The following is a 22,993-nucleotide window of genomic DNA, read 5'->3' on the forward strand; positions in this document are numbered from 1 at the left end:
AACTGTCCACAGGCGACCGCATCGCCGTGGTCGTATTCCTAGGAGTGCCATGACCCGACCCCGTACCGCGATCATCGGTGCCGGCATCAGCGGGCTGACATCCGCGAAGATGCTGTCCGACTATGGAGTTCCCTTCACCTGCTTCGAGACGTCGGATCGAATCGGCGGAAACTGGGCATTCGGCAATCCCAATGGTCACAGCAGCGCCTACCGTTCCCTGCACATCGATACCTCGCGACATCAGCTGTCCTTCCGCGACTTCCCCATGCCTGACAACTATCCGCATTTTCCCCATCACACCCTGATCAAGCAGTACCTCGAGGACTACGCCACAGCCTTCGATCTCAGGCCCAACATCGAGTTCCGCAATGGCGTCGTGCACGCTGAGCGACTACCGACCGGCGGCTGGGAACTGCTCACACAGACGGGTGAACGCCGATTGTTCGACTTGCTCGTCGTCGCCAACGGTCATCATTGGGACCCCAGGTATCCCGACTTTCCGGGCACGTTTACCGGCACCACATTGCACTCGCATCATTACATCGATCCGCGCACTCCCCTGGATCTCATGGACAAGCGAATTCTGGTGGTGGGTCTGGGCAATAGCGCGGCGGACATCGCGGTGGAGCTATCGTCACGAGCGACGGGAAACGCCGTCACTCTCTCCACTCGATCCGGCGCCTGGATCGTTCCCAAGTACGTCGCCGGACAACCCGCCGACAAGTACTTCCGCACCAGCCCGCACATACCGATGTCATGGCAGCGCAAGCTCTTTCAGATGATGCAGCCGGTCATGTCGGGCCGTCCAGATCAACTGGGGCTCCCGATGCCGAACCACAAGTTCGGCGAGGCACACTTCACTCAATCCGTCGAGCTCCCGCTGCGACTTGGCTCCGGTGACATCACCCCCAAGCCCAACATCAGCCGCTTGGACGGTGACACCGTGCATTTCGAGGACGGCACATTCGCGGACTTCGACGTGATCATCTTCGCGACCGGCTACAACATCACCTTCCCGTTTTTCGATCCGGAATTCCTCAGTGCCCCGGGCAATCGCATCGACTTATACAAAAGGATGTTCAAGCCCGGCCTGGACGACCTGATCTTCGTCGGTCTGGCGCAGGCAGTTCCGTCGCTTTTCCCCTTCGTCGAATGTCAGGCCCGCCTGGTGGGCGCTTACGCGGCGGGCAAGTACCGATTGCCCTCGGTCGACGAGATGCACGCGGTGATCGAGGCAGAGCATCGCAAGTACACCGGGCACATGCTTGATCGCCCGCGCCATACCCAGCAGCTGGATTACTTCCTCTATGAACACGATATGAGAACCAAGGAAATCCCCCGCGGATTTGCGCGGGCGGGAGGAGCGGCGTGAACCGACAGAACATCCGATTCAGTAGCCACGGAATCGATTGTGATGCATGGTTTTACCGAACGGAAACGTCAGCGGAGTCGGCTCCTGTCGTGGTGATGGCGCACGGCCTGGGCGGCACCAAGGATTCGGGACTGGAACCGTTCGCGGAGCGGCTGGCCGCTGCGGGCATGCACGCCCTGGCCTTTGACTACCGCAGCTTCGGATCGTCTGACGGCTTTCCCCGGCAACAAGTTTCATTCAGCCATCAGATCGGTGATTATCACGCCGCGGTGAGCACCGCGTCTCGCCTTCCCGGCGTCGATCCCACGCGAGTTGTGCTGTGGGGTGTATCCCTGGCGGGTGGGCATGTGCTGGCGGCCGCCGGCGCACGCAACGATGTGGCGGCTGTTATTTCGGTGACGCCCCTAGTAGACGGCATCGCGGCAGCGCGGTCCGCGATGGGTGAACACAGTGCCGGTGCCCTCGTGCGCTCTGCCCTGACTGGCGTCCGTAGTCGGCTGGGACGCGGGCAGCGCACGATCCCTATCGTCGGGCACCCAGGAGAACTGGCGGCGCTGACGTCTCACGGATACTACGAGGCGCATCTGGGGATCGTGGGCCCCTCCTGGCGCAATGAGATCGATGCGACGGTAGGCACTCAACTCGCCTCCTATCGCCCCACTCGTTATGCCGCGCGCATTGACTGTCCCACTCTGGTGCAGATCGCCGACTTCGATCGGGCCGCACCGCCGCATGCCGCGGCCAAGGCCGCCTTCAAGGCCCGCGCCGAGGTGCGGCACTACCCGTGCGATCACTTCGGTGTCTACCAGGGCCAGGAGTGCTTCGACTCCGTGGTGTCCCACCAAATCAGCTTTTTGACAAGACATCTGGGTGTCAGGGCGGCGTCGCTTACCGAAGCAGTCCATGGTTGAGACGATCCAACAATTGGTCCGCGCCCGGGCCACCGATGACAACGCGGGGCTTGTCTATCGGGGTGTGACGTGGACGTGGCGTGAGCACATGGCCGCGGCGGCTCGTCACGCCGTGGTACTGATCCAGATGGCCGATGCGGAGCGGCCGCTGCATGTCGGCACCCTGCTGGGCAATACGCCCGCGATGGCCACAGCGATGGCCGCCGCCGCCCAGGGTGGGTACATCCTGTGTGCCATCAACAACACTCGCCGCGGCGAGGGGCTTGCACGCGATATCCACAAGGCGGATGTACAGATCCTGCTGGTGGACGCTGACCATGCGCCGCTGCTCGAATCGTTGGATCTGCCCGGTGTCGTGGTGATCGATGTCGACGCCGCGGACTGGCAGCGCGAGGTCGCGGCGGCCGGCGAGCTAGAGCCCTACCGAACCGCCGAGGCTCTCGATCCCTTCATGATGATCTTCACCTCCGGGACTAGTGGGGACCCGAAGGCAGTTCTGGTGACGCACATGATGGTTCTTGTCGCGGCCCAGTCACTGGTGGCTCGATTCGCGCTGTCCCCCGCCGACGTCTGCTATGTCTCGATGCCACTGTTCCACTCGAATTCCGTGCTGGCCGGATGGGCCGTTGCGGTCGCGGCGGGTGCCACGCTTGCCCCGGCGAAGTTCTCCGCGTCGGGCTTCCTCGGCGATATTCGGGAAGTCGGCGCCACGTACATGAACTACGTGGGCAAGCCGTTGGCCTACGTGCTGGCCACGGAGGAACGACCCCGCGACGCATCCAACCCGCTGCGCCTGGCCTTCGGAAACGAAGCCTCCGACCACGACATTGCCGAATTCGCGCGGCGATTCGATGTCAGGGTGTACGACGGATTCGGTTCGACGGAGAATGCCGTCATCATCACCCGGGAGGAAGGAACGCCCGCGGGATCCGTCGGCAAGGGGTTTCCCGGTGTCGGGATCTACGACCCCGTCACGTTGACCGAATGCGCCACGGCCCGGTTTGACGCACACGGCATCCTGGCCAACCCGGATGAGGCGGTCGGTGAACTGGTGAATAGCCAAGGGTCGGGCTTCTTCTCCGGGTATTACAACGATGAAGACGCCACCGGCGAACGGATGCGCCACGGTATGTACTGGTCGGGCGACCTCGCCTACCGGGATGCCGAGGGGTGGATCTACCTGGCAGGCCGGACCGCCGACTGGATGCGGATCAATGGCGAGAACCTGGCGGCGGCACCCATCGAGCGGATTCTGCAGCGGCACCCCGCGGTGAGCCAGGTAGCCGTGTACGCGATTCGCAGTGGGCGGGACGGCGACGAGGTGATGGCCGCGCTGGTACTGCGGGATTCGTTGACGCAATCGGGTCTCACTACGTTTCTCGCCGCGCAGGAGGATCTGCCACGGATTGGTTGGCCGCGATATGTGCGCTTGACACATAGCCTGCCCAGCACCGCAACCAACAAGGTGCTCAAGCGCGCGCTGATTTTGGATGGCGTTGATGTCGGAGACGACGAGCTGTGGCACCGCGACGAACGCGGCGCCGAGTATGAATCCGCGGAGAATGCGAGACTTCGTGACTAGCCAAGATCACGTCGCCAAGCTGCTGCGCACCTACGAGCGGTCACTGAACGGGAGTGACGCCTCAAGGTGACGTTGACGATCGACGAGCTCGTCGTCGCCATCAAAGAGAACGGCACGTGGAAGATCGCCCGCTACATGTTCAACAAGCCGGAGTCACTTGCCCTGCAATCACAGCTGCACCGAGGAGCTTTGGCTTCGTCGGCGGCATCACCGCGTGCGCGATCACGGCTGGACCACCCGAAAACAGGCTGATGGCATCATCGAATGGACGCCCCCCAGCTGGTTCGGGCGTAGCGTCCGGGTATGGCGCAAGTGATGCGGACTCAGGTGTGTGTCGCTGGTGGAGGCCCTGCCGGCTTGGTGCATGCCCTGCTGTTGGCGAGGGCAGGGATCAACGTTGTCGTCCTGGAAAAGCACGCCGACTTTCTGCGCGATTTTCGCGGGGACACCGTTCACCCGACCACCATGCGCATCATGGATGACCTCGGGTTTATCGACGAGTTTCTGCGGCTGCCACATCAGAAGGTCGATCACATCGCCTTCGATGGCGACGGGCGGTTGCGCACCTTCGGTGATTTTCGCGCGCTGGCGTGGTTGGGGTACAAGCAGCCATACATCGCCTTCATGCCGCAGTGGGATTTCCTCGACTTCTTGGCTGAGAAAGCCGAGCAATACCCGGAATTCACGCTCATCCGGAATGCGGAGGTCACCGATCTGATCGTCGACGGCGACCGAGTTGCGGGCGTGCGGACACCCGACCTGGAGGTGCATGCCGATCTGGTCATCGCGGCGGACGGCCGCACGTCTGCGGTACGCGCCACTTCGGGACTTGAAACCGCCGACGAGAGCTCACCGATGGATGTGCTGTGGTTCCGGTTGAACCGGCGACCGGGTGATCCCGACGAGACATTCGTGGTCCTGCGTAGAGGCTTGTTGTTGGCCATGATTCACCGCGGGGACTACTGGCAGGTCGCCCATCTCATGCCCAAGGGCGCCGGGCCACATAATGGCTCGCTGGACGCATTCAAGGAACGGTTGGTCACCGCGCGCCCGCAGCTGCGCGAGCACGTGAACGATTTGCGGTCCTGGGATGACACCAGCCATCTCGATGTCCGGGTCGATCGACTCAAGACCTGGTGGCGGCCCGGTCTGCTGTGCATCGGCGATGCCGCGCATGCCATGTCGCCGGCTGGCGGAGTCGGCATCAACCTGGCCGTCGCCGATGCGGTGGCGGCAGCGAATATCCTCGTGCATCCGCTGCGTAATCGGTGTGTCACCGACGAGGATCTCGCCAGGGTGCAAGGCCGACGCGAACTGCCGACCAAGGTGGTGCAAGCGTTTCAGGTGGTCGTCCAAAACAACGTCATCAAGCCGGTTCTCATCGGCGACCTGTCCCCCATCAAACTGCCATTCTTTGTCGGACGGGGCCCGCTCAAGTTCGTGCCGCCCATCGCGGTCGGCAGAGGTTTACGTCCGGAGCGGGTGCACACCCCGGACGTGCACTAGCGGCTCGGATCAGTGGGCCGCGGCGTCCCAGCTGCGGCCATACCCCACCGAAACCTCAAGTGGCACATCGAGTGGATACGCCGAACCCATGGTTTCGCGTACCAACGCTTCCAGCGTGTCCCGCTCGCCGTCGGCCACTTCGAAGAGCAGCTCATCATGCACCTGAAGGAGCATGCGCGACCGTAATCCCGTGTTTCGCAATGCCTTATCGGTAGCGATCATCGCGACCTTGATGATGTCGGCGGCGCTCCCCTGGATCGGAGCGTTGAGTGCCGCTCGTTCGGCCGCCTCGCGCCGCAGGCGGTCGCCACTGTCCAAATCGGGCAGGTAGCGGCGCCGTCCGAGCACCGTCGAGGTGTATCCGTCCTTGCGCGCCTGATCCACCACCGCGTGCAGGTACTCGCGAACGCCGCCGAACCGCGAGAAGTACTGATCCATCTGCTCTTTGGCCTCGTCGTTGGAGATCTTGAGCTGGGTGGCCAGGCCGTAGGCCGACAGACCGTAGGCCAAGCCATAGGACATGGCCTTCACGCGACGACGCAACTCGCCGGTGACCTCGTCGATCGGCACCCCGAATGCCCGGGCCGCGACGAATGAGTGCAGGTCCTCGCCGGTGTTGAACGCTTCGATAAGACCCTCGTCGGCCGACAGGTGCGCCATGATGCGCATCTCGATCTGGCTGTAGTCGACAGTCATCAGCTCGGAGTAGCCCGCACCGACCACGAAGCCATCGCGGATCTCGCGCCCCGCCTCGGTGCGCACCGGGATGTTCTGCAGGTTTGGCTCTGTCGATGACAATCGGCCCGTCGCCGCGATCGTCTGATTGAAGGTGGTGTGAATACGCCCATCCGCGGCAACGGATTTCAGGAGCCCGTCGACGGTGACCTTCAGCCTGGTGACATCGCGGTGAGTGAGGAGGTGCTCCAGGAATGGGTGCCCGGTCTTGTCGAAGAGCGTTTGCAGCGCGTCCGCATCGGTCGTGTAGCCGGTCTTGGTCTTCTTGGTCTTGGGCATACCGAGCTCGTCAAACAACACCACCTGGAGCTGTTTGGGAGAGCCCAGGTTGATCTGCTTGCCGATCACCGCATAGGCGGCGTCTGCGGCCTCGCGGATACCGGTGGCGAATTGATTCTGCAGGGAGGTCAGGTGATCGATGTCGACCGCGATACCGACCGACTCCAGCCCCGCCAGTACCCGTAGGACCGGTAGTTCCATGTCGGTGAGCAGTGCCGCGGACTCGATGCGTTCGAGTTCGACGTCGAGCGCATCGGCGAGGTCGATGACGGCGCGGGCGCGCAGCATCTGGGCCTGGGATAGCTTGGCCCCGTCCGCGCCGTCTTCGTCGAGTAGCGAAAGCTGTTGCTCTCCAGTGTCTTCGGCGCGCAGCTCACGGCGCAGGTACCGCAATGACAGGTCGTCGAGCGCGAAGCTGCGCTGCCCGGGGCGCACCAGGTAGGCGGCGAGAGCGGTATCGGAGGTGACGCCAGCAAGTGGCCATCCGCGTCCGGCCAGCGCGTGCATGGCCTGCTTGGCCTCGTGTAGCGCCTTGGGGCGAGCCTCATCGGCGAGCCATTCGGCGAGAGCCGCCTCATCTTCTGGGGTGACCGTCGTGGTGTCGATGTACGCACCATCTCCGTCGGCGGAGGCGATGGCCACCGCCGTCGCATCGCCGTCATAGGGCGTGTAGGTCCCGACTACCGCGAGCCCGCTACGGCGGCCATCGGCGGTGTGTGCCGTGAGCCACTCGGCGACAGTTCCGGGCTCCAATGCCTGTCCCGCCAGCTGGAAGCCCTCGTCCACTTCGGGCTCCACGGCTTCCAGGGTCTCGAACAGCCTGTCGCGCAGCACCCGGAACTCGAGATCGTCGAAGAGGCGGTGTATCTGGTCGCGGTCCCAGGGTGCCACGGCGAGCTGGGCGGGCACATACGGAAGCGGCACCGTGCGCACCAGGTCGGTGAGCTCGCGGTTCAGAACCACCGATGCCAGGTTCGCGCGCAGCGACTCGCCGACCTTTCCGCGCACGGTATCGGCCTTGTCGATCAGTTCTTGTAAGGATCCGTATTCGAGGATCCACTTGCTGGCGGTCTTCTCGCCGACACCGGGGATCCCGGGCAGATTGTCACTCGGGTCGCCCCGCAGCGCCGCGAAATCGGGGTACTGGGTGGGTGTGAGCCCGTACTTCTCCACCACTGCCTCCGGCGTGAACCGGGTGAGGTCACTGACACCCTTGCGCGGATACAGCACCGTCACGTCCTCATTGACAAGCTGCAGTGCGTCCCGATCGCCAGTGACCACATAGACCTTGAAGCCCTCGGCCTGCCCCTGGGTGGCCAGGGTGGCGATGATGTCGTCGGCCTCGAATCCTTCCTCGGCGAGCACCGTGATGCCCAGGGCCTGCAGCACTTCCTTGGTGATGTCGATCTGCCCGCGGAACTCGTCGGGTGTGGCCGAACGAGTGGCCTTGTATTCGGGGTACCGCTCGGAACGGAATGTCTTGCGGGAAACATCGAAGGCGGCCGCCACATGCGTCGGCGCCTCATCGCGCAGCAGGTTGATCAACATCGAGGTGAACCCATACACCGCGTTGGTGGTCAGGCCGGACTGCGTCTTGAAATTCTCGGCCGGGAGCGCATAAAACGCCCGGAACGCCAGGGAGTTGCCGTCGAGCAGCAGGAGGGTCGGCTGTTTGGTCCCGGTCTTGGTTACAGGCGCAGTCACAGTCCTACCCTAGGCAACGGGGGCGACAGCACCTACGACCCCGACGCCTCCCCTGATCCGTAGGGCCGGGTGAGGATTTCCAGCTAGTGGCCCGACGGGTCCCGGAAGTAGACCCCGCGGCCGCTATCGTTGTGGTTGATCTCGCCTGGATGTTGTGCCCGCGGGTCTGCCCAGTGCTCGAGACCGCGATCAGTGATGTGGCCGTAGATTGCGTCAAAATCGTCCTCGTCGACCAAGAAGGCATAGTGCTGTGGGGTGGTATCACCGCTCGCGATGGTCGCGATGGTCGCGAAATCGAGATTGCCGCCGTGTTCGAGGGCGACATTAAGGAACGGGCCGACCTCCTGTGCGGAAGGCAGCCCAAAGATCTCGGTGAAGAAGCGCGCGGACGCGTCGCGGTCACGTGAATGAATGATGGTGTGGTTGAACGCGATACCCATGGAACCTCGCTATTTCGCCATCGCGGCATTGTCAAGGTCGGCGTCGAACAGTGCCCGGTGGCTGCGAATCACCTCGTGATGGCCGCGTGCCCAGAGGGCCAGCGCTCATCCTCGGTAGTGAGATGGCGGCCGTGACGCCTCGCGACGCCTACGAGTTGCCGACGGTCGAGTCGGCGGCGTTGGCCGAGCAGTTGTGGGACATGTCAGTCGTCCGGAACGCGTTCGAGAATTTCGTGCCGACGGACTCGATATTTGGGCCATGATCCCGCCAGGCGAGAGACAAAACTGACACACGTTTCAATTCACTCATAAGCATGGGTAATCTGACCGGGTGCCTACAGATCAAGCCCCTGCCGTCGACGGCTGGTTCGATACCGACGAATCCGGCCAGCCGCACCTGATAGGCGGCAAGTGCACACAGTGCGCCACCATCGTGTTCCCGCCGCGTGCCAACAACTGCCCCAACCCGGCCTGTGACAGCGATGTTCTGGATCAGGTGCCGCTGTCGTCTCGTGGCACGGTGTGGAGCTACACCGAGAACCAGTACGCACCGCCGCCCCCGTATCCGGTATCCGACCCGTACGAGCCGTACGCGATCGCCGCGGTCGAACTGGCGGCCGAGGGCATCATCGTGCTCGGCAAGGTGGTCACGGGCACCGGCGCCGCCGACCTGAAGGTGGGCCAGGCCATGGAACTCGCACTCGAACCGCTCTACACCGACGACGAGGGCGTGCAGCGTCTGGTCTATGCATGGAAGAAGGTCTCGGCATGAGCCGCACCCCGGATCCGGTCTACATCCTCGGCGCGGGCATGCACCCGTGGGGTAAGTGGGGACGTGACTTCACCGAGTACGGCGTCGCCGCGGCCCGCACCGCACTGCAGGACGCCGAATTGGATTGGCGTCAAATTCAATTCGTCGCCGGAGCGGACACCATCCGCAATGGCTACCCGGGCTTCATCGCCGGCTCGACCTTCGCCCAGAAGCTGGGATGGAACGGCGTGCCCATCAGTTCGACGTATGCCGCCTGCGCCAGCGGCTCGCAGGCCCTGCAGAGTGCCCGCGCGCAAATTCTCGCCGGCTTCTGCGACGTGGCGTTGGTCATCGGGGCCGACACCACGCCGAAGGGCTTCTTCGCGCCGGTGGGCGGCGAGCGCAAGGCCGACCCGGATTGGCAGCGTTTCCACCTCATCGGCGCCACCAACCCGGTGTACTTCGCGATGCTCGCGCGGCGCCGGATGGACCTCTACGGCGCGACTGCCGAGGATTTCGCCCAGGTGAAGGTCAAGAACTCTCGGCACGGTCTGAACAACCCGAACGCCCGGTTCCGCAAGGAGTCCTCCGTGGAGGACGTGCTGGCCAGCCCCGTCGTGTCGGACCCGCTGCGACTGCTGGACATCTGCGCCACCAGCGACGGCGCCGCGGCTCTGATCGTGGCCAGCGCCGATTTCGCGAAGAAGCATCTCGGTTCGGTCGAGGGTGTCCCGTCGGTGCGCGCGGTCGCCACCATCACCCCCAAGTACCCGCAGCATCTTCCTGAACTCCCGGATATTGCAACCGATTCCACCGCCGTGGTGCCGGCACCCGACCGCGTGTTCAAGGATCAGATCGTCGACGCCGCCTACGCGGAGGCCGGTATCGGCCCCGAGGACGTGAGCCTCGCCGAGGTGTACGACCTCTCGACGGCCCTGGAGCTGGACTGGTACGAGCACCTGGGCCTGTGTGCCAGGGGCGAGGGCGAGCAGCTATTGCGCAGCGGTGCCACCGCGGTCGGCGGCCGGATTCCGGTGAATGCCTCCGGCGGCCTGGCCTGCTTCGGTGAGGCCATCCCGGCCCAAGCCATCGCGCAGGTGTGCGAGCTGACCTGGCAGCTGCGCGGACAGGCCGGTGATCGGCAGGTCGAGGGTGCGCGGGTCGGGATTACCGCCAACCAGGGCCTGTTCGGTAACGGTTCGTCGGTCATCGTCGCGCGCTAGTCGTTCTCCGGGGTGATCGTCGGGCGTTAGCCTCCACGCGTACGGCCCGTCGCACTGGGGTCTCGATGCCCCTGCGGCTGACCGACCTGGCGACCGTCGTCGCGGCGTACGCGCTGTGGTCCCAGCGGTATTGGGCATGTGCATTGACGTACTACTGGGGACTGATACTCAGCAGCCAGGCGCTGATCTCCCCCGTGCTGACCGGCCCCGACTTTCCGGGCTACGAGTTTCTCGCGTTCTGGTCGATACATCTGCTCGTGGTGTGGGCGGCCATCTATCTCACCTGGGGACGAGGCATGCGTCCGACGTGGCGTAGCTATCGCCTGACTGCCACCGTCACATTGTCCTGGGCCACTCTCACCATGGCGTTCAACGCCGTCGCCGGGTCGAATTATGGCTTTCTCAACGAGAAACCCTCAACAGCAAGCCTTTTGGACCTGATGGGCCCGTGGCCCTGGTATGTGGTTTTCGCGACCGCATTGGTGCTGACGGTCTGGGTCAGACAACGCCGAGATAAGCGGATCGAACGCTGTCGTCCTGCAACAATTCTCGGCCGGCGCCCGATCGAACGACCGACCCGGTCTCCAGAATGTAGGCGTGATCCGAACGGCTCAGCGCCTGCTGCGCGTTCTGTTCGACCAGAACCACTGTCGTCCCAGAAGCATTGATCTCCTCGATGATGTTGAAGATCTTCGTGATCAACAACGGCGCCAGACCCATGGACGGCTCATCGAGCAGGAGGATCTTGGGCCTGGCCATCAGGGCGCGGCCAATGGACAGCATCTGTTGCTCGCCGCCCGACAGAGTGCCGCCCTCTTGGTGCCGACGTTCGGCGAGCCGCGGGAACAATGCGTTGATCCAGTCAAGGCGTTCCCGGCGTTCCGCCCGCGACTTGAATTTACGCCCGTAACAACCCATTTCGAGGTTCTCGGCGACGGTCATGCCGGGGAATATCCCCCGCCCCTCGGGCGCTTGGATGATTCCCGCCTTGACGCGCTTGTGTGCCTTCATCTTCGAGATGTCCTGGCCCTCGAAGTAGATGGTTCCGGCGCTCAGCGGGACCAGACCGGAGATGGCGCGCATGGTGGTCGACTTACCGGCGCCGTTGGAACCGAGCAGGGTGACCAGCTCACCCTCCCGAACATCCAGGGACAACGTGCGAACCGCCTGGATCGGGCCATAGTGGACCCCAACGTTGGTGAGCTTCAGCTGTACGGGAGGCACTTACCTCTCGCTTTCGGTATCGGGCGCGGCCGCGTCGAGCCAACCGGGTCCGTGGAATTCCTCATCGGCCACTCCTAGGTACGCCTCGATCACCGCCGGGTCGTTTCTGACCTCGGCGGGCAGGCCGTCGGCGATCTTCCTGCCGAATTCGAGCACAACGATGCGATCGGTGACGCCCATGACCAGCTTCATATCGTGCTCGATGAGCAAGACCGTGTACCCGTAATCGCGGATGCGCTGAATCAGCTTGATCAGCGATTCCTTCTCACTGGGAGTGAACCCGGCGGCGGGCTCGTCCAGACAGAGCAGCTTGGGCTCGGTGGCCAGCGCCCTCGCGATCTCGAGTCTGCGCTGACTGCCGTACGGGAGGTCCTTGGCTTTGATGTCGGCGACATCGGCTATGCCGACGAAGTCGAGCAGCCCCAGCCCCACGTCGACGGCATAGTGTTCCTCGCGCCGGTGTCGCGGTGTGCGCAGTACCGCGCCCAGCACCGAGGTCCTGTGCCGGGCATCCGTACCTACCGCGACATTCTCCAGGGCCGTCATCTCGCCGAACAGCCGGATGTTCTGGAAGGTCCGGGCGATGCCGCGCCGGGTGATCTGGTGTCGCCGCAGTCTGCGCAGCGGTTTCCCGTCGAACACGATGCTGCCCGATGTGGGCTTGTACACGCCCGTGATGGCGTTGAAGCAGGTCGTCTTGCCGGCACCGTTCGGGCCGACCAAGCCGAGGATCTCACCACGCCGGATGTCGAAGCTCACCCCGTCGAGGGCTTGCAGGCCACCGAATTTGAGTGTCAGTTCCTTGACCTCGAGCAGCACCTCGGCCTCGGTGGAATCAGTCTCATCGTCAGGATCCTCGGCAAGGTCCACCGCGGTTTCGGATCCGGTGAGCTCGACAACTTCCTGCTCGTCCTCGGGACTGGCCTTCTCGTGCTTGGTCATGCCGGGGCCTCGGCTTCCTCGGACTTCTTTGCGCCAATTCGCTCAGATGCCTTGCGCCAGTAAGCTATCAGCTTCTGCTGTGCTGGGAACAAGCCCTGCGGCCGGAAAATCATCAGCACAACCAGCGCCAATCCGAAGAACAGATACTTCAGATTCCCAAGGTCCACACCCTGCACTTGCACGCCGAGAAGGCGGTTCGGCAGGTACACGATGATGAATGCGCCGAAGATCACGCCCAGCTTGTTGCCCTGCCCACCCAGCACGACGGCGCACAGGAACAGCATCGAGTTGATGATGTTGAAGGTGGGCGATGCCACGTACTGGACCTGGCCCGCATACAGAGCACCGGACAATCCGCCGATGCTGGCACCAATCACGAAGGCCCACAACTTGAACCGAAACGTCGGAACCCCCATCATCTCGGCGGCATCCTCGTCCTCCCGAATGGCCACCCACGAGCGGCCAACTCGGCTGCGCTCCAGATTGCCCATCAGTATCAGCACCACCGCGATCAGGCAGAGTCCAAGCCAGTACCACCACACGCCATAGTTGAGGTGGCCACCCGAATTGCCGCTGGAGAAGACACCGCCACGGACGTACTGCTCCCCCACATGCGGATACGCGATCTTGTGCAGGCCACGTGGTCCGTTGGTGACCTCCAGATTGTCGGCGAGAAGCCGGATGATCTCGCCGAATCCCAGCGTGACGATGGCCAGGTAGTCACCCCGAAGCCGCAGCGTGGGTGTGCCCAGCACGAGGCCGAAGAAGGCGGTGATCGCGACGGCGATCGGTAGACAGGACAACCATGCCCAGCTGGAACTGAAGAAGGCCGATGTCCCCATCCGATTCCATGGACTGTCCGGACTCGTGAGCAACGCGACCGTGTACGCGCCGATGGCATAGAAGCCGACATACCCGAGGTCAAGCAGCCCCGCTTGCCCCACAACGACATTCAGGCCTATCGCAATCAGCGCTACCATCGCGAACTGGGCCATCACCGGGCCGAAGGCCGTGTTGGGGGTGTCCAGTAATGGGATCTTCCACACCGGCAGCAGCGCCATGAGCGCGAAACCGATGGCACCGTATGCCCATTGGACAGGGCGTGCCAGCTCGGACCACCACCGGCGTATCGAGTCACCGGGCGCCAGTGCGCGTGCGGCCGTCATGCCTTCGCCCGCCCGAGGCTCTCACCGAGAATCCCGGTGGGGCGGAACATGAGTACCAGCACCAGCAGGACGAATGCCACCACGTCGCGCCATTGTGTGCCGAACACCGCTTGCCCGTAGTTCTCCATCACGCCCAGCAGCAGGCCGCCTAGCAGCGCACCGCGCAGGTTGCCGATACCACCGAGCACCGCGGCAGAGAATGCCTTGATACCCAACAGGAATCCGCCGGAGTAGATGATGCCCTGCGGCACCTTCAGCGTGTAGAGGAGCGCGGCCGCCCCGGCCAACAGGCCACCGATGATGAACGTCGTCATGATGATGCGTTCACGCGATACGCCCATCAGCGTCGCCGTTGTCGGATCCTGCGCGACCGCGCGAATACCGCGCCCGAACTTGGTGTGGTTGATCGCGATATCGGTCAAGAGGGCCAGCACCAGGGCGGCCGCTACCACCACGATGGTGACATTGGTGAGCGTGGCCTGGAAAGGAATGTGACGGCCACCTACGTCAAAGGGGCCAAAGGTCCAGACCGGCCTGGGCGTCACCAGGCGGATCGGCTGCTGTGCATTGCTGCCGCCGTATCCCTTCACGATCTTCGGCAGCACGAAATGCACGAATTCCTGGATGACGAAGGACATCCCGATGGCGGTGATGAGGAACGTCAGTGGCCGCGCGCCGCGGCGCCGCAGCGGGCGGTAGGCGACCGCTTCCAGTCCTAGCGCCGTGGTGGCCGATACCAGCATCGCGATGAGCATCGCGATACCGAGGTACAGCACAGTGAGCGATACGCCCTTGTTATAGGCATTGCCGCCGGGCGTGAAGCCGAGTACGACATCCAGGGCGAAATACGCCCCGAACATGCCCAGCATGAAGACCTCGGAGTGCGCGAAGTTGATGAGGCGTAACACCCCGAAGACGAGCGTGTAGCCCACCGCGACCAAGGCGTAGATGGCGCCCCACGCCAAACCGTCGATCGTCAGCTGACCGATGCTGTTCCACAGTCCGTGCAGATCGAATGAAATTGTGCTGGCCTGCACACCTGTCTGTGCCATCCACCCCGAAATCATTTGCGGCTGAGCCTAGTCCCCTCGTATGTCCTATGTGACCTTATACACCCAGATAAGCGTCGAGGTTAGCTCTCCGTTCTCGTTCCACTTGTACTCACGCGCCACACCCTGCCCCTGGTAGTTCCGTACCCAATCAACCAAACCCGCCCGCGTGGTCTTTCCGGCGTCAATACCCTTGACCAAGATCGTCGCAAGGTCGTACCCCTCGGTGCTGTACGTCCCGGGCTCCTGCGAGAACTTGGCGGTGTACTCCTTGGCGAAGGTGTCCGAAGCAGGCCCGCACGGGCAGGACAGCAGCGCGTCCTTGGCCGAATCGCCAGCCTGCTTGACGAACTCCATGTCCTTGGTGCCGTCTGCGGACACGAACGTCGCGGTCACCCCGGCGTTGCGCAGCTGCTGCACCAAGGGGGCCGCTTCGGCGTAGTAACCGCCAAAGAACACCGCATCCGGTGTGGCGCTCTTGAGCTGAGAGACCGCCGCGGAGAAGTCCTTGTCCCCCTTCTTCACCGAGGCGTTGCACTCGGTTCCGAGTGTCCCGCGCACCGCGTTGGCAAGCCCGGAACCGTAGTCGGTGCTGTCGTCGACCACGCAGATCTTCTTGTACCCAAGCGTCTTCTTGAGGTAGTTGGCAACGGCCGGGCCCTGCACCCCATCGTTGGCCAGGCCTCGGAAGAATGTCTTCCAGCCCTGCTGGGTGAGAGTCACGTTGGTGGCCGAGGCGGTCGTCGAGACCAGACCGGCTTCACTGAAGATCTGGCCCGTCGACTTGGTTTCCCCGGAGAATCCCGGCCCGATCAGTCCAATGATGGTCGGGTCGCCGATGATTTGCGGAGCAATGTTGCTGGCATTCTGCGGCAGCCCCTCGGTGTCGAACTCACGGAGTCTGATCTGGCAGCCGGGATTAGCGGCGTTGTGCTTATCGATGGCCAGTTTTGCCCCGTCCAGGATGTTGATTCCCAGCGCCGCATCCGGGCCGTTGAGCGCACCGGCCATCGCCAGGGAAATGTTGGCGCACTGCGCCGTTCCATCACCGGCAGGATCGGCTGCCGACTTCACGTTGGACGCGGGCACCTCGGACCCGTCCTGAGCGATCTGCACCAAGGGCGAGATCTTCAGGCTGGTCTGGTTGGAATCGTCCGACTGAGTGCCGGCATGACAACCGGCCAGGGCGACGGTCACCGCGCCCAGCATGATCACACTCGCGCGTGCACGCACGATTACCTCCGGATGGCTGGGGCTGACAGGGCGAAACAAAAACGCTGATCAGAAAACATAGTCAACCGCGGGGCAACGCGCAGTGCTTACCCGAGTTTCAGCTCGGCGCGTCGGTGTCGAGTGTTTCCAGTACCACCTCGGCAACCCGCTTCATGGTGGTGCGTCGGTCCATCGCGGCGCGTTGGATCCATTTGAACGCTTCGGGTTCGGTGAGGCCCTGGGTTGACTGCAGGACGCCCTTGGCGCGCTCGACAAGCTTGCGGGTCTCCAGCCGGTCAGCCAGGGTCTGAACTTCCTTCTCCAGCGCGGTGAGCTCGCCAAAACGGCTCACGGCGACCTCGATGGCGGGCACCAGGTCAGTCTTGGAGAACGGCTTCACCAGGTATGCCATGGCACCGGCGTCGCGGGCCTTCTCGACGAGGTCGCGCTGGCTGAATGCGGTGAGGATCACGATCGGGGCGATGCGCTTGGCGGCGATCTCCGACGCGGCGTCGATGCCATCCCGGCGCGGCATCTTCACGTCCATGATCACCAGATCCGGTTTGAGCTCCTCGGCCAGGTCGACGGCTTCCTGCCCGTCCCCGGCTTGACCCACCACGTCATAGCCCTCCTCGTGGAGCATCTCGACCAGGTCGAGGCGGATGAGGGCTTCGTCTTCGGCGACGAGCACGCGGCGCGCGGGTGCCGCCGGTTCGGTGTTCTGAGGGCCGGTCATGGCGACCATTGTGACGCATGTGGTCGCACGTACGGCCATACCCTGGTGAAAGTGATGTACCCCATCCCTTAAGGTTGGAGATCGCGCGACTGGCCGCTGGCCACAAAAACGGCAGTAACGCCAGGCCCTCGTATCCCAACTGGCAGAGGAAACGGATTCAAAACCCGTGCAGTGTGAGTTCGAATCTCACCGAGGGCACCACGAACTACCGGCATCATGCTTTGATTCCCCGCATGAACCGAGCAACTGTCGGTGTGCTGACGCTTATGGTGTGCGCTTCCGCGGTCGCGGCATGCCAGACATCCTCTGGCATCACCCGGATATCGGAGACATCGTCGTCAACGGCCACCACGAAGGCCTTCGCCGCGTCGACTATCCCCAGGTCCACATCCATCTCGCCCACTACCAGTGCCGACGCGGATGACCCGGCCAAGCGCATCCGCGATACGTTCCGAAGCCTGCAAAACCCCGTCGTCGCCGCGACGAAGGACGGCGCCGGCAGCTATGAGATCCCGGTGCCACCCCAACCGTCAGCGTCAGGACCTGCGGCCTACATCGCGGCGCTGTGCACCGGCGGCCCGGCAGTCAACATCGCTCTCGACGGCGCTCCGGTGCCGGGCGGCGGTGTCTGTGGTGACGATCCCGGCAAGCCCGGAATCATTGTGATGCTTCTCGCTGTCAGAGCCGACCCGTCGGCCCCCCACACCATCAAGGTGCAGGGAGCCGCCGGACAGCGCAGCTGGGTGTCGATGGCCTACGGCCAGATGTACTGACCCCTGCAGCGCAACGCCTAGCCGACGTCGGTGCAGGTGACTCCGGGGTTCTCACAATCGGCGCCGGTCTGTCCGGGTGCGCTGACCCAGCCGCCATCGTCGTCATGTCCTGGAGCGATATTGGATTCGGGTGGGTTGTTGTCGGAACCACAGACCACCCAAGCGTTCTCGCACTGTGCTCCCGCGCCGCCGGGCAGGTAGCCCCAGCCGCTGTTTCCGTCGTTGCCCGGCTGATCGACCAAAGATCCGTGCGATGGCGAGTTCGGCGAGCCCGGAACCGGAGGTGCCGGAGACGGATCAGCCGACGCCACCACAGCCCCGAATCCGACGAAGGCAGCAGCCAGGACGCCAGCCGCAGGCGCCACAACAAGACGAGTGCATGAGTTCATGGGCACCTCTTCAAAGGGCGGACAAATACAGGACAAATGTACTCCCACACACAGCTTTTGCAGATGATCTTGGTAGGAACCGCACACCATGTCTAACCCCCGCCGATGCCGCACGCGACGCCCCTTCGCGTGCTACTACTGGCAATCATGACCCTCGCCACACTCGTCGACATCCACGAAATCACCGAGCTCAAGTACCGCTATGCCCGAACCCTCGACAACAAATTGTGGGACGAGTTCGCCGACACCCTCACCGAAGACGTCCAGGCGACGTATGGCACCGCGGTGCACGGCGCGCCCCTCGAGTTCACGTCGCGCACTGGCGTTGTCGACTACATGCGGTCATCGCTGACCACCGACATCACCAGCGTGCACACCATGAGTCATCCCGAGATCCAGGTCGACGGCGACACTGCGACCGGAAGCTGGGCCATGAGCGATGTCGTCATCGTCCCGGCCCACAGCGTCCTGATCACCGGTACCTCGTATTACACCGACCGCTACCGCCGTGATGTGGACGGTAAATGGCGGATCAGCTACATCTCCTATTACCGCCTCTATGAAGCCATGCAGAACACCAAGGACATCGGCTTCAACCTGATTGCGAACCGCTGGTCGCAGTAGCGCCGAGAACCGGGTACCCTATCGCCGGGTCTGGAGACATCCGTACTCCACATAGCTGGCTAAGGAGGGACCGGTGCGCTGCCGCCTGTGCGACTCGACGGAGCTGCTCAGCGTCGTCGATCTGGGTGCCACCCCGCCCTGCCAGAAGTTTCTGCACGCCGAAGAGCTGGATCTGCCGGAGCCCACCTATCCCCTGCACCTGAGGCTGTGCCGGGGCTGCATGTTGCTGCAAATTCCCGCTCTGATTAGCCCCGAGGACAACTTCACCGAGTACGCATATTTTTCGTCGTACTCCGACAGCTGGGTCGACCACGCGCACTCCTATGTCACCGACTCTATTGCGCGACTGGGACTTTCCCCTGAGCGTGCTGACGACTTCATTATCGAGGTAGCCAGCAACGATGGCTACCTGCTTCAGCATGCGGTCGCCGCGGGTATCCGCTGCCTCGGCATCGAGCCCTCAGTGAATGTTGGGCACGCCGCGCGCGACAAGGGCGTTCCGACACTGACGGCCTTCCTCGATGAGGACACCGCCGCCCGCGTTCGCGCCGAACATGGTCCCGCCCGCCTGGTAGCCGCGAACAATGTGTACGCGCACATCCCCGATTTGCGTGGGTTCACCCGTGCGCTGCGCGGGCTGGTCGCCGATGACGGGTGGATGAGCATCGAAGTGCACCACGCGCTGAACCTCATCGAGCTCGGCCAGTTCGACACCATCTACCACGAGCACTTCCAGTACTACACCGTATTGGCGGCCCAAAGAGCGCTTGCTGTAGCGGATCTGGAAGTGGTCGATGTCGAACTCCTTGATACGCACGGTGGTTCGATAAGGGTCTGGGCGCGCCCTCGCGAGTGCCGGCCCGCGATCGCGCCATCGGTCGCCGAGGTCTTGGAACTGGAACGGCGGGCCGGTCTACACGAGCTTTCTGGATATGAGCGATTCCGCGCGACAACCGAACGAATCCGTTTGGAACTCTTACAGTTTCTTCTAACCTGCAAGGCCGAAGACAAGACTGTCGTCGGCTACGGTGCGCCCGGCAAGGGCAATACCCTGCTGAACTACTGCGGCATCCGCACCGACATTCTCGCCTATACCGTCGACCGGAATCCTTACAAGCAAGGCATGTTCAGTCCCGGCACCCGCATCCCGGTGTACTCCCCCGAGCGCATCGACGAAGACAAGCCCGATGTGGTGCTTGTGCTCCCGTGGAATCTGGAAGCTGAGATCACCAGTCAATTGCGCCATGTCGGCGAATGGGGCGGAAAGCTGGTCTATCCGCTGCCCCGGCTGCATGTGGTAGAACCGCACGTTGAGCCCGAAGGAGCATCGGTATGAAGGTCGTGCTTTTCTGCGGCGGCTTTGGAATGCGCATGCGCAACGACGCCGGCGACGTGATTCCCAAGCCTCTCCAGATGGTCGGGCCGCGGCCGCTCATCTGGCATGTGATGAAATACTATGCGTACCACGGGCATAAAGAATTCATCCTGTGTCTGGGCTACGGTGCCGAAGCGATCAAGGACTTCTTTCTCGGCTACAACGAGGCACAGTCCAACGATTTCGTCCTGGCGGAAGGTCAGGTGCAGCTGTTGAAATCGGATATCGCCGATTGGACGATTACGTTCGCGGACACCGGCGCCGAGTCGCCCATCGGTGAACGGCTCCGGCGCGTCCGCCACCACCTGGGCGACGATCGCTACTTCCTGGCCAACTACGCCGACGTTCTGACCAACGCTCCCCTTGATGATCTAGTGGCCAAGTTCCAGGATTCCGGAGCGGCCGCGTCGATGCTTCTGGTTCCGCCGCAATCGTCCTTCCATACCGTGGATGTGAATGAGGGCGGATCCATCACCGATATCACCGCGGTCTCCAAGCTCGACATGTGGGAGAACGGCGGCTACTTCGTGCTCTCCCAAGATGTCTTCGATTATCTGCCCGCGGGTGGCGACCTGGTCGAGGACGCCTGTGGGTCGCTGGCCAAAGAGGGCAGGATGTTCGGCTACAAGTTCAACGGGTTCTGGAAGCCGGCCGACACGTTCAAGGAACGTGCCGAACTCGACGAGGGTTATCGCAGGGGTGTGCGCCCGTGGATGGTCTGGGAGCAGGAGCCCGCCACCACGTGATTGAACTCGGCACCGGATCCGTTGATGAAATCACACTACTGGCGGCCCATTGCGACGATATTGCGATTGGCATGGGCGGCACGCTGCTGACTATGGCCACGAGTCGGCCCGGCTTGCGCGTGCGGGCCCTCGTGCTGACCGGCGGCGGAACCGAACGGGAGTCTGAGGAGCGGGCCGCGCTAGCGGCGCTGTGTCCCGGCGCCGAGGTCACCGTCAACGTACTCGACTTTCCCGACGGACGGGCTCCTGCGCACTGGAATCAGATTAAGGACGCCCTGGCCGCATTTCGCCGTGAGTCCGCGGCCTCGGTGGTCTTCGCTCCGCAGCGTCACGACGCCCATCAGGACCACCGGCTGCTGGCGACCCTGGCACCCACCGAGTTTCGCGACCACCTGGTCCTCGGCTACGAGATCATCAAATGGGAGACCGACACCCCGACACCCACCGTCTTTCAGCCACTCAGCGATGAGATCGCCTGCAGCAAGGCCGATCTCATCTACACGCACTATCCGTCTCAGCGACCGCATGACTGGTTTGATCACGAGACATTTCTCGCCTTGGCACGAGTACGCGGTGTGCAATGCCGCCACCGGTACGCCGAAGCGTTCGTACTGGAAAAAGCAACGATCTCTCTAGGAGCAACGCAGTGAAGGTTCTCGTCACCGGTCATCAGGGCTATCTCGGCACCGTCATGTCGCAGATGGCCGCCGAGGCCGGTCACGACGTTGTCGGCCTGGACTCGGGGCTCTTCGCAGAGTGCGTCTTGGGCCCGGCACTCGTGGATCCGCCGTCGATTACCGTCGACCTTCGCGACGTCACGGTCGATCAGCTGGCTGGTTTCGATGCGGTGATTCACCTGGCAGCGCTCTCGAACGATCCCCTCGGCGCGCTGGCGCCGGACCTCACCTACGACATCAACCACCACGCCTCCGTGCGGCTGGCGCGGCTGGCCAAGGACGCCGGAGTGGGTCGCTACCTCTACGCCTCGACGTGTTCGGTGTACGGGTCGGCGGGCGATGAATTGGTCACCGAGAACGCTCCCCTTAAGCCCTTGACTCCGTACGCGGAGAGCAAGGTTCGCGTCGAGGACGATGTCGCGGCGATTGCCGACTCTGGTTTCTCCCCGGTGTTCCTGCGCAACGCCACAGCATTCGGATACTCACCCAGGCTTCGCGCCGATATCGTGCTGAACAACCTCGTCGGCAACGCCGTTATCACCGGTGAGGTCCGGGTACTCTCCGACGGAACACCCTGGCGCCCTTTGGTACACGCCCGCGACATCGGCTCCGCGTTCCTCGAGTGCCTCACGGCACCTCAGGACATGATTCACTGCGCGGCGTTCAACGTCGGCACCGAAGAGAACAACCAGACGGTCGCACAGATCGCGGAGGCGGCCGTCTCCGCCGTACCCAACTCGACCCTGACCATCACGGGCGAGACGGGCGCAGATCCTCGCTCCTATCGCGTCGACTTCTCCGCGATCCGAGCCGCACTGCCCGGTTACCACGCGCAATGGTCGATCGAGGCAGGCGCCAAGGAGCTCTACGAGCAGTGCGTGGCCGGCGACCTCACCGAATCGATGTTCCGCCAGTCCTTCACGCGGCTCGCCCATCTGAAGAGTCTGCGTGAATCGGGAGCAGTTGACGACACTCTGCGACCGGTCACCCGGTGAGCCGGTCAGCTTCCGGTCAACGCGGCCCAACTGCCGGCGGCGGCGTCCTTGGCGCTGATGACGGTGACCGGAAGCGGCCAGTCGATGCCGAGCTGGGGATCGTCATGGGCGACCGAGACATCCTCGGCGGGGTCGTGCGGCCGGTCGATGCGATAACAGAGGTCGGCCCACTCTGTCAGCGCTTGATGGCCATGCAGTACGCCGGCCGGGACGAATAGGTGTTTGAAGGTGGAATCGTCGAGAGTGAAGCTCTGCCAACGTCCGAAGGTCGGTGACGGGTGTCGCGCGTCGACCAGCACATCGAAGACGGCGCCGCGCGCACAGCGGATGAGTTTGCTTTCCCCCTTGCCGGAACGTCCGTGTAGACCGCGCAATACGCCCTGGCGCGAACGTGACTGGGAATCCTGCAGAAAGTCGGCGGCCCGAACCGCCGCTCCGGCGGCAAGCTGGTACTCATCGAAAACCGTGGCGTCGAATGTCCGGGTGAAGAACCCGCGGTCGTCCTGGTGTGGCGTGGGCTCCATCAGCAGTACGCCGTCGATTTCGGTGGTGTGGATGCGCACTCCGCCATACTGCCGTACG

The 22,993-nt window shown here is 63.3% G+C and carries 24 protein-coding genes, 1 tRNA gene and 1 pseudogene; 16 read left to right on the top strand and 10 right to left on the bottom strand.

Annotated features, from left to right (window positions below; translation table 11 throughout):
- The first annotated feature begins 49 nt into the window (after positions 1-49).
- The 5 genes from B4383_RS10510 (at position 50) to B4383_RS10530 (ending at position 5,371) form a co-directional block, all read left to right on the top strand.
- The gene (locus tag B4383_RS10510) at positions 50-1,372 is read left to right on the top strand and encodes an NAD(P)-binding domain-containing protein (RefSeq protein ID WP_078288157.1); all 1,323 of its coding nucleotides are present in this window, start codon (positions 50-52) and stop codon (positions 1,370-1,372) included.
- A complete protein-coding gene (locus tag B4383_RS10515) occupies positions 1,369-2,283 on the top strand; it encodes an alpha/beta fold hydrolase (protein WP_078288156.1) in 915 nt (304 codons plus the stop codon). The genes B4383_RS10510 and B4383_RS10515 overlap by 4 nt, the downstream gene beginning before the upstream one ends.
- Entirely contained in the window at positions 2,276-3,865 is a 1,590-nt protein-coding gene (gene fadD1, locus B4383_RS10520) for a fatty-acid--CoA ligase FadD1 (protein ID WP_078288155.1), read from the top strand. Before B4383_RS10515 ends, fadD1 begins: the two co-directional genes overlap by 8 nt.
- Positions 3,866-3,931: 66 nt before the next feature.
- Entirely contained in the window at positions 3,932-4,117 is a 186-nt protein-coding gene (locus B4383_RS10525; protein WP_078288154.1) for a hypothetical protein, read from the top strand.
- A gap of 51 nt (positions 4,118-4,168) precedes the next feature.
- A complete protein-coding gene (locus tag B4383_RS10530) occupies positions 4,169-5,371 on the top strand; it encodes an FAD-dependent oxidoreductase (protein WP_078288153.1) in 1,203 nt (400 codons plus the stop codon).
- 9 nt (positions 5,372-5,380) lie between these two features.
- On the opposite strand, the gene polA is transcribed toward B4383_RS10530, so the two are convergent.
- Together polA and B4383_RS10540 are read right to left on the bottom strand one after the other, a co-directional pair.
- Positions 5,381-8,089: a DNA polymerase I gene (gene polA / locus B4383_RS10535; RefSeq protein WP_078288152.1), complete on the bottom strand. Its 2,709-nt coding sequence runs from the start codon at positions 8,087-8,089 to the stop codon at positions 5,381-5,383.
- 83 nt (positions 8,090-8,172) lie between these two features.
- Positions 8,173-8,529 carry a VOC family protein gene (locus B4383_RS10540; RefSeq protein ID WP_078288151.1) on the bottom strand — a complete coding sequence of 119 codons (357 nt, stop codon included), beginning with the start codon at positions 8,527-8,529 and terminating at the stop codon, positions 8,173-8,175.
- 86 nt (positions 8,530-8,615) lie between these two features.
- Between B4383_RS10540 and B4383_RS26635 the strand changes: the two genes are divergently transcribed.
- The 4 genes and pseudogenes from B4383_RS26635 to B4383_RS10555 form a co-directional block, all read left to right on the top strand.
- Entirely contained in the window at positions 8,616-8,792 is a 177-nt protein-coding gene (locus B4383_RS26635; RefSeq protein ID WP_176126528.1) for a hypothetical protein, read from the top strand.
- 68 nt (positions 8,793-8,860) lie between these two features.
- On the top strand, positions 8,861-9,301 hold the full coding sequence (locus B4383_RS10545) for an OB-fold domain-containing protein (protein ID WP_078288150.1): 441 nt from the start codon (positions 8,861-8,863) through the stop codon (positions 9,299-9,301).
- Positions 9,298-10,503, top strand: a complete 1,206-nt coding sequence (locus B4383_RS10550; RefSeq protein WP_078288250.1) for a lipid-transfer protein — start codon at positions 9,298-9,300, stop codon at positions 10,501-10,503. Before B4383_RS10545 ends, B4383_RS10550 begins: the two co-directional genes overlap by 4 nt.
- 59 nt (positions 10,504-10,562) lie before the next feature.
- Positions 10,563-11,000 (top strand): annotated as a pseudogene (locus B4383_RS10555) (TIGR02206 family membrane protein); the annotation flags it as partial.
- Position 11,001: 1 nt separating this feature from the next.
- Here the strand turns inward: B4383_RS10555 and B4383_RS10560 are convergent.
- The 6 genes from B4383_RS10560 to B4383_RS10585 all read right to left on the bottom strand — a co-directional run bounded on the left by B4383_RS10560 (position 11,002) and on the right by B4383_RS10585 (position 16,832).
- Positions 11,002-11,727: an ABC transporter ATP-binding protein gene (locus B4383_RS10560; protein ID WP_078288148.1), complete on the bottom strand. Its 726-nt coding sequence runs from the start codon at positions 11,725-11,727 to the stop codon at positions 11,002-11,004.
- Positions 11,728-12,669, bottom strand: a complete 942-nt coding sequence (locus B4383_RS10565; protein ID WP_078288147.1) for an ABC transporter ATP-binding protein — start codon at positions 12,667-12,669, stop codon at positions 11,728-11,730.
- Positions 12,666-13,835 carry a branched-chain amino acid ABC transporter permease gene (locus tag B4383_RS10570; protein WP_078288146.1) on the bottom strand — a complete coding sequence of 390 codons (1,170 nt, stop codon included), beginning with the start codon at positions 13,833-13,835 and terminating at the stop codon, positions 12,666-12,668. The genes B4383_RS10565 and B4383_RS10570 overlap by 4 nt, the downstream gene beginning before the upstream one ends.
- The gene (locus B4383_RS10575) at positions 13,832-14,902 is read right to left on the bottom strand and encodes a branched-chain amino acid ABC transporter permease (RefSeq protein ID WP_078288145.1); all 1,071 of its coding nucleotides are present in this window, start codon (positions 14,900-14,902) and stop codon (positions 13,832-13,834) included. Before B4383_RS10575 ends, B4383_RS10570 begins: the two co-directional genes overlap by 4 nt.
- Before the next feature lie 30 nt (positions 14,903-14,932).
- A complete protein-coding gene (locus tag B4383_RS10580; RefSeq protein ID WP_139360689.1) occupies positions 14,933-16,117 on the bottom strand; it encodes a branched-chain amino acid ABC transporter substrate-binding protein in 1,185 nt (394 codons plus the stop codon).
- Positions 16,118-16,214: 97 nt separating this feature from the next.
- Positions 16,215-16,832 carry an ANTAR domain-containing response regulator gene (locus tag B4383_RS10585; protein ID WP_078288248.1) on the bottom strand — a complete coding sequence of 206 codons (618 nt, stop codon included), beginning with the start codon at positions 16,830-16,832 and terminating at the stop codon, positions 16,215-16,217.
- Positions 16,833-16,956: 124 nt separating this feature from the next.
- Between B4383_RS10585 and B4383_RS10590 the strand changes: the two genes are divergently transcribed.
- Positions 16,957-17,033 (top strand) — tRNA-Leu (locus tag B4383_RS10590).
- Between the two features lie 32 nt (positions 17,034-17,065).
- Positions 17,066-17,605 (top strand): hypothetical protein, encoded by a 540-nt coding sequence (locus B4383_RS10595; protein WP_139360690.1) that lies wholly within the window; start codon positions 17,066-17,068, stop codon positions 17,603-17,605.
- A 17-nt stretch (positions 17,606-17,622) separates the two neighbouring features.
- Here the strand turns inward: B4383_RS10595 and B4383_RS10600 are convergent, their stop codons facing one another.
- Positions 17,623-17,994 carry a hypothetical protein gene (locus tag B4383_RS10600; protein ID WP_078288143.1) on the bottom strand — a complete coding sequence of 124 codons (372 nt, stop codon included), beginning with the start codon at positions 17,992-17,994 and terminating at the stop codon, positions 17,623-17,625.
- 147 nt (positions 17,995-18,141) lie between these two features.
- Between B4383_RS10600 and B4383_RS10605 the strand changes: the two genes are divergently transcribed.
- The 5 genes from B4383_RS10605 to B4383_RS10625 all read left to right on the top strand — a co-directional run bounded on the left by B4383_RS10605 (position 18,142) and on the right by B4383_RS10625 (position 22,411).
- Positions 18,142-18,618 (top strand): nuclear transport factor 2 family protein, encoded by a 477-nt coding sequence (locus B4383_RS10605; RefSeq protein ID WP_078288247.1) that lies wholly within the window; start codon positions 18,142-18,144, stop codon positions 18,616-18,618.
- A gap of 73 nt (positions 18,619-18,691) precedes the next feature.
- On the top strand, positions 18,692-19,954 hold the full coding sequence (locus B4383_RS10610; protein WP_078288142.1) for a class I SAM-dependent methyltransferase: 1,263 nt from the start codon (positions 18,692-18,694) through the stop codon (positions 19,952-19,954).
- Positions 19,951-20,739 (top strand): glucose-1-phosphate cytidylyltransferase, encoded by a 789-nt coding sequence (locus tag B4383_RS10615; protein ID WP_078288141.1) that lies wholly within the window; start codon positions 19,951-19,953, stop codon positions 20,737-20,739. The genes B4383_RS10610 and B4383_RS10615 overlap by 4 nt, the downstream gene beginning before the upstream one ends.
- The gene (locus tag B4383_RS10620) at positions 20,736-21,389 is read left to right on the top strand and encodes a PIG-L family deacetylase (protein ID WP_078288140.1); all 654 of its coding nucleotides are present in this window, start codon (positions 20,736-20,738) and stop codon (positions 21,387-21,389) included. Before B4383_RS10615 ends, B4383_RS10620 begins: the two co-directional genes overlap by 4 nt.
- A complete protein-coding gene (locus tag B4383_RS10625; protein WP_078288139.1) occupies positions 21,386-22,411 on the top strand; it encodes an SDR family oxidoreductase in 1,026 nt (341 codons plus the stop codon). The genes B4383_RS10620 and B4383_RS10625 overlap by 4 nt, the downstream gene beginning before the upstream one ends.
- 5 nt (positions 22,412-22,416) lie before the next feature.
- Here B4383_RS10625 and B4383_RS10630 read toward each other — a convergent pair whose 3' ends face one another.
- Positions 22,417-22,974: a dTDP-4-dehydrorhamnose 3,5-epimerase family protein gene (locus B4383_RS10630; RefSeq protein ID WP_078288138.1), complete on the bottom strand. Its 558-nt coding sequence runs from the start codon at positions 22,972-22,974 to the stop codon at positions 22,417-22,419.
- Positions 22,975-22,993: the final 19 nt, after the last annotated feature.

The sequence above is a fragment of the Mycobacterium sp. D16R24 genome, from assembly GCF_002013385.1.
GTDB lineage: Bacteria > Actinomycetota > Actinomycetes > Mycobacteriales > Mycobacteriaceae > Mycobacterium.

Bases quoted from the DNA above. Each gene is read 5' to 3' on its own strand.
- B4383_RS10510 (WP_078288157.1), top strand. From the start codon at position 50: ATGACCCGACCCCGTACCGCGATCATCGGTGCCGGCATCAGCGGGCTG.
- fadD1 (WP_078288155.1), top strand. From the start codon at position 2,276: ATGGTTGAGACGATCCAACAATTGGTCCGCGCCCGGGCCACCGATGAC.
- B4383_RS10530 (WP_078288153.1), top strand. From the start codon at position 4,169: ATGGCGCAAGTGATGCGGACTCAGGTGTGTGTCGCTGGTGGAGGCCCT.
- B4383_RS10540 (WP_078288151.1), bottom strand. From the start codon at position 8,529: ATGGGTATCGCGTTCAACCACACCATCATTCATTCACGTGACCGCGAC.
- B4383_RS10550 (WP_078288250.1), top strand. From the start codon at position 9,298: ATGAGCCGCACCCCGGATCCGGTCTACATCCTCGGCGCGGGCATGCAC.
- B4383_RS10565 (WP_078288147.1), bottom strand. From the start codon at position 12,669: ATGACCAAGCACGAGAAGGCCAGTCCCGAGGACGAGCAGGAAGTTGTC.
- B4383_RS10570 (WP_078288146.1), bottom strand. From the start codon at position 13,835: ATGACGGCCGCACGCGCACTGGCGCCCGGTGACTCGATACGCCGGTGG.
- B4383_RS10575 (WP_078288145.1), bottom strand. From the start codon at position 14,902: ATGATTTCGGGGTGGATGGCACAGACAGGTGTGCAGGCCAGCACAATT.
- B4383_RS10585 (WP_078288248.1), bottom strand. From the start codon at position 16,832: ATGACCGGCCCTCAGAACACCGAACCGGCGGCACCCGCGCGCCGCGTG.
- B4383_RS10595 (WP_139360690.1), top strand. From the start codon at position 17,066: ATGAACCGAGCAACTGTCGGTGTGCTGACGCTTATGGTGTGCGCTTCC.
- B4383_RS10600 (WP_078288143.1), bottom strand. From the start codon at position 17,994: ATGAACTCATGCACTCGTCTTGTTGTGGCGCCTGCGGCTGGCGTCCTG.
- B4383_RS10605 (WP_078288247.1), top strand. From the start codon at position 18,142: ATGACCCTCGCCACACTCGTCGACATCCACGAAATCACCGAGCTCAAG.
- B4383_RS10615 (WP_078288141.1), top strand. From the start codon at position 19,951: ATGAAGGTCGTGCTTTTCTGCGGCGGCTTTGGAATGCGCATGCGCAAC.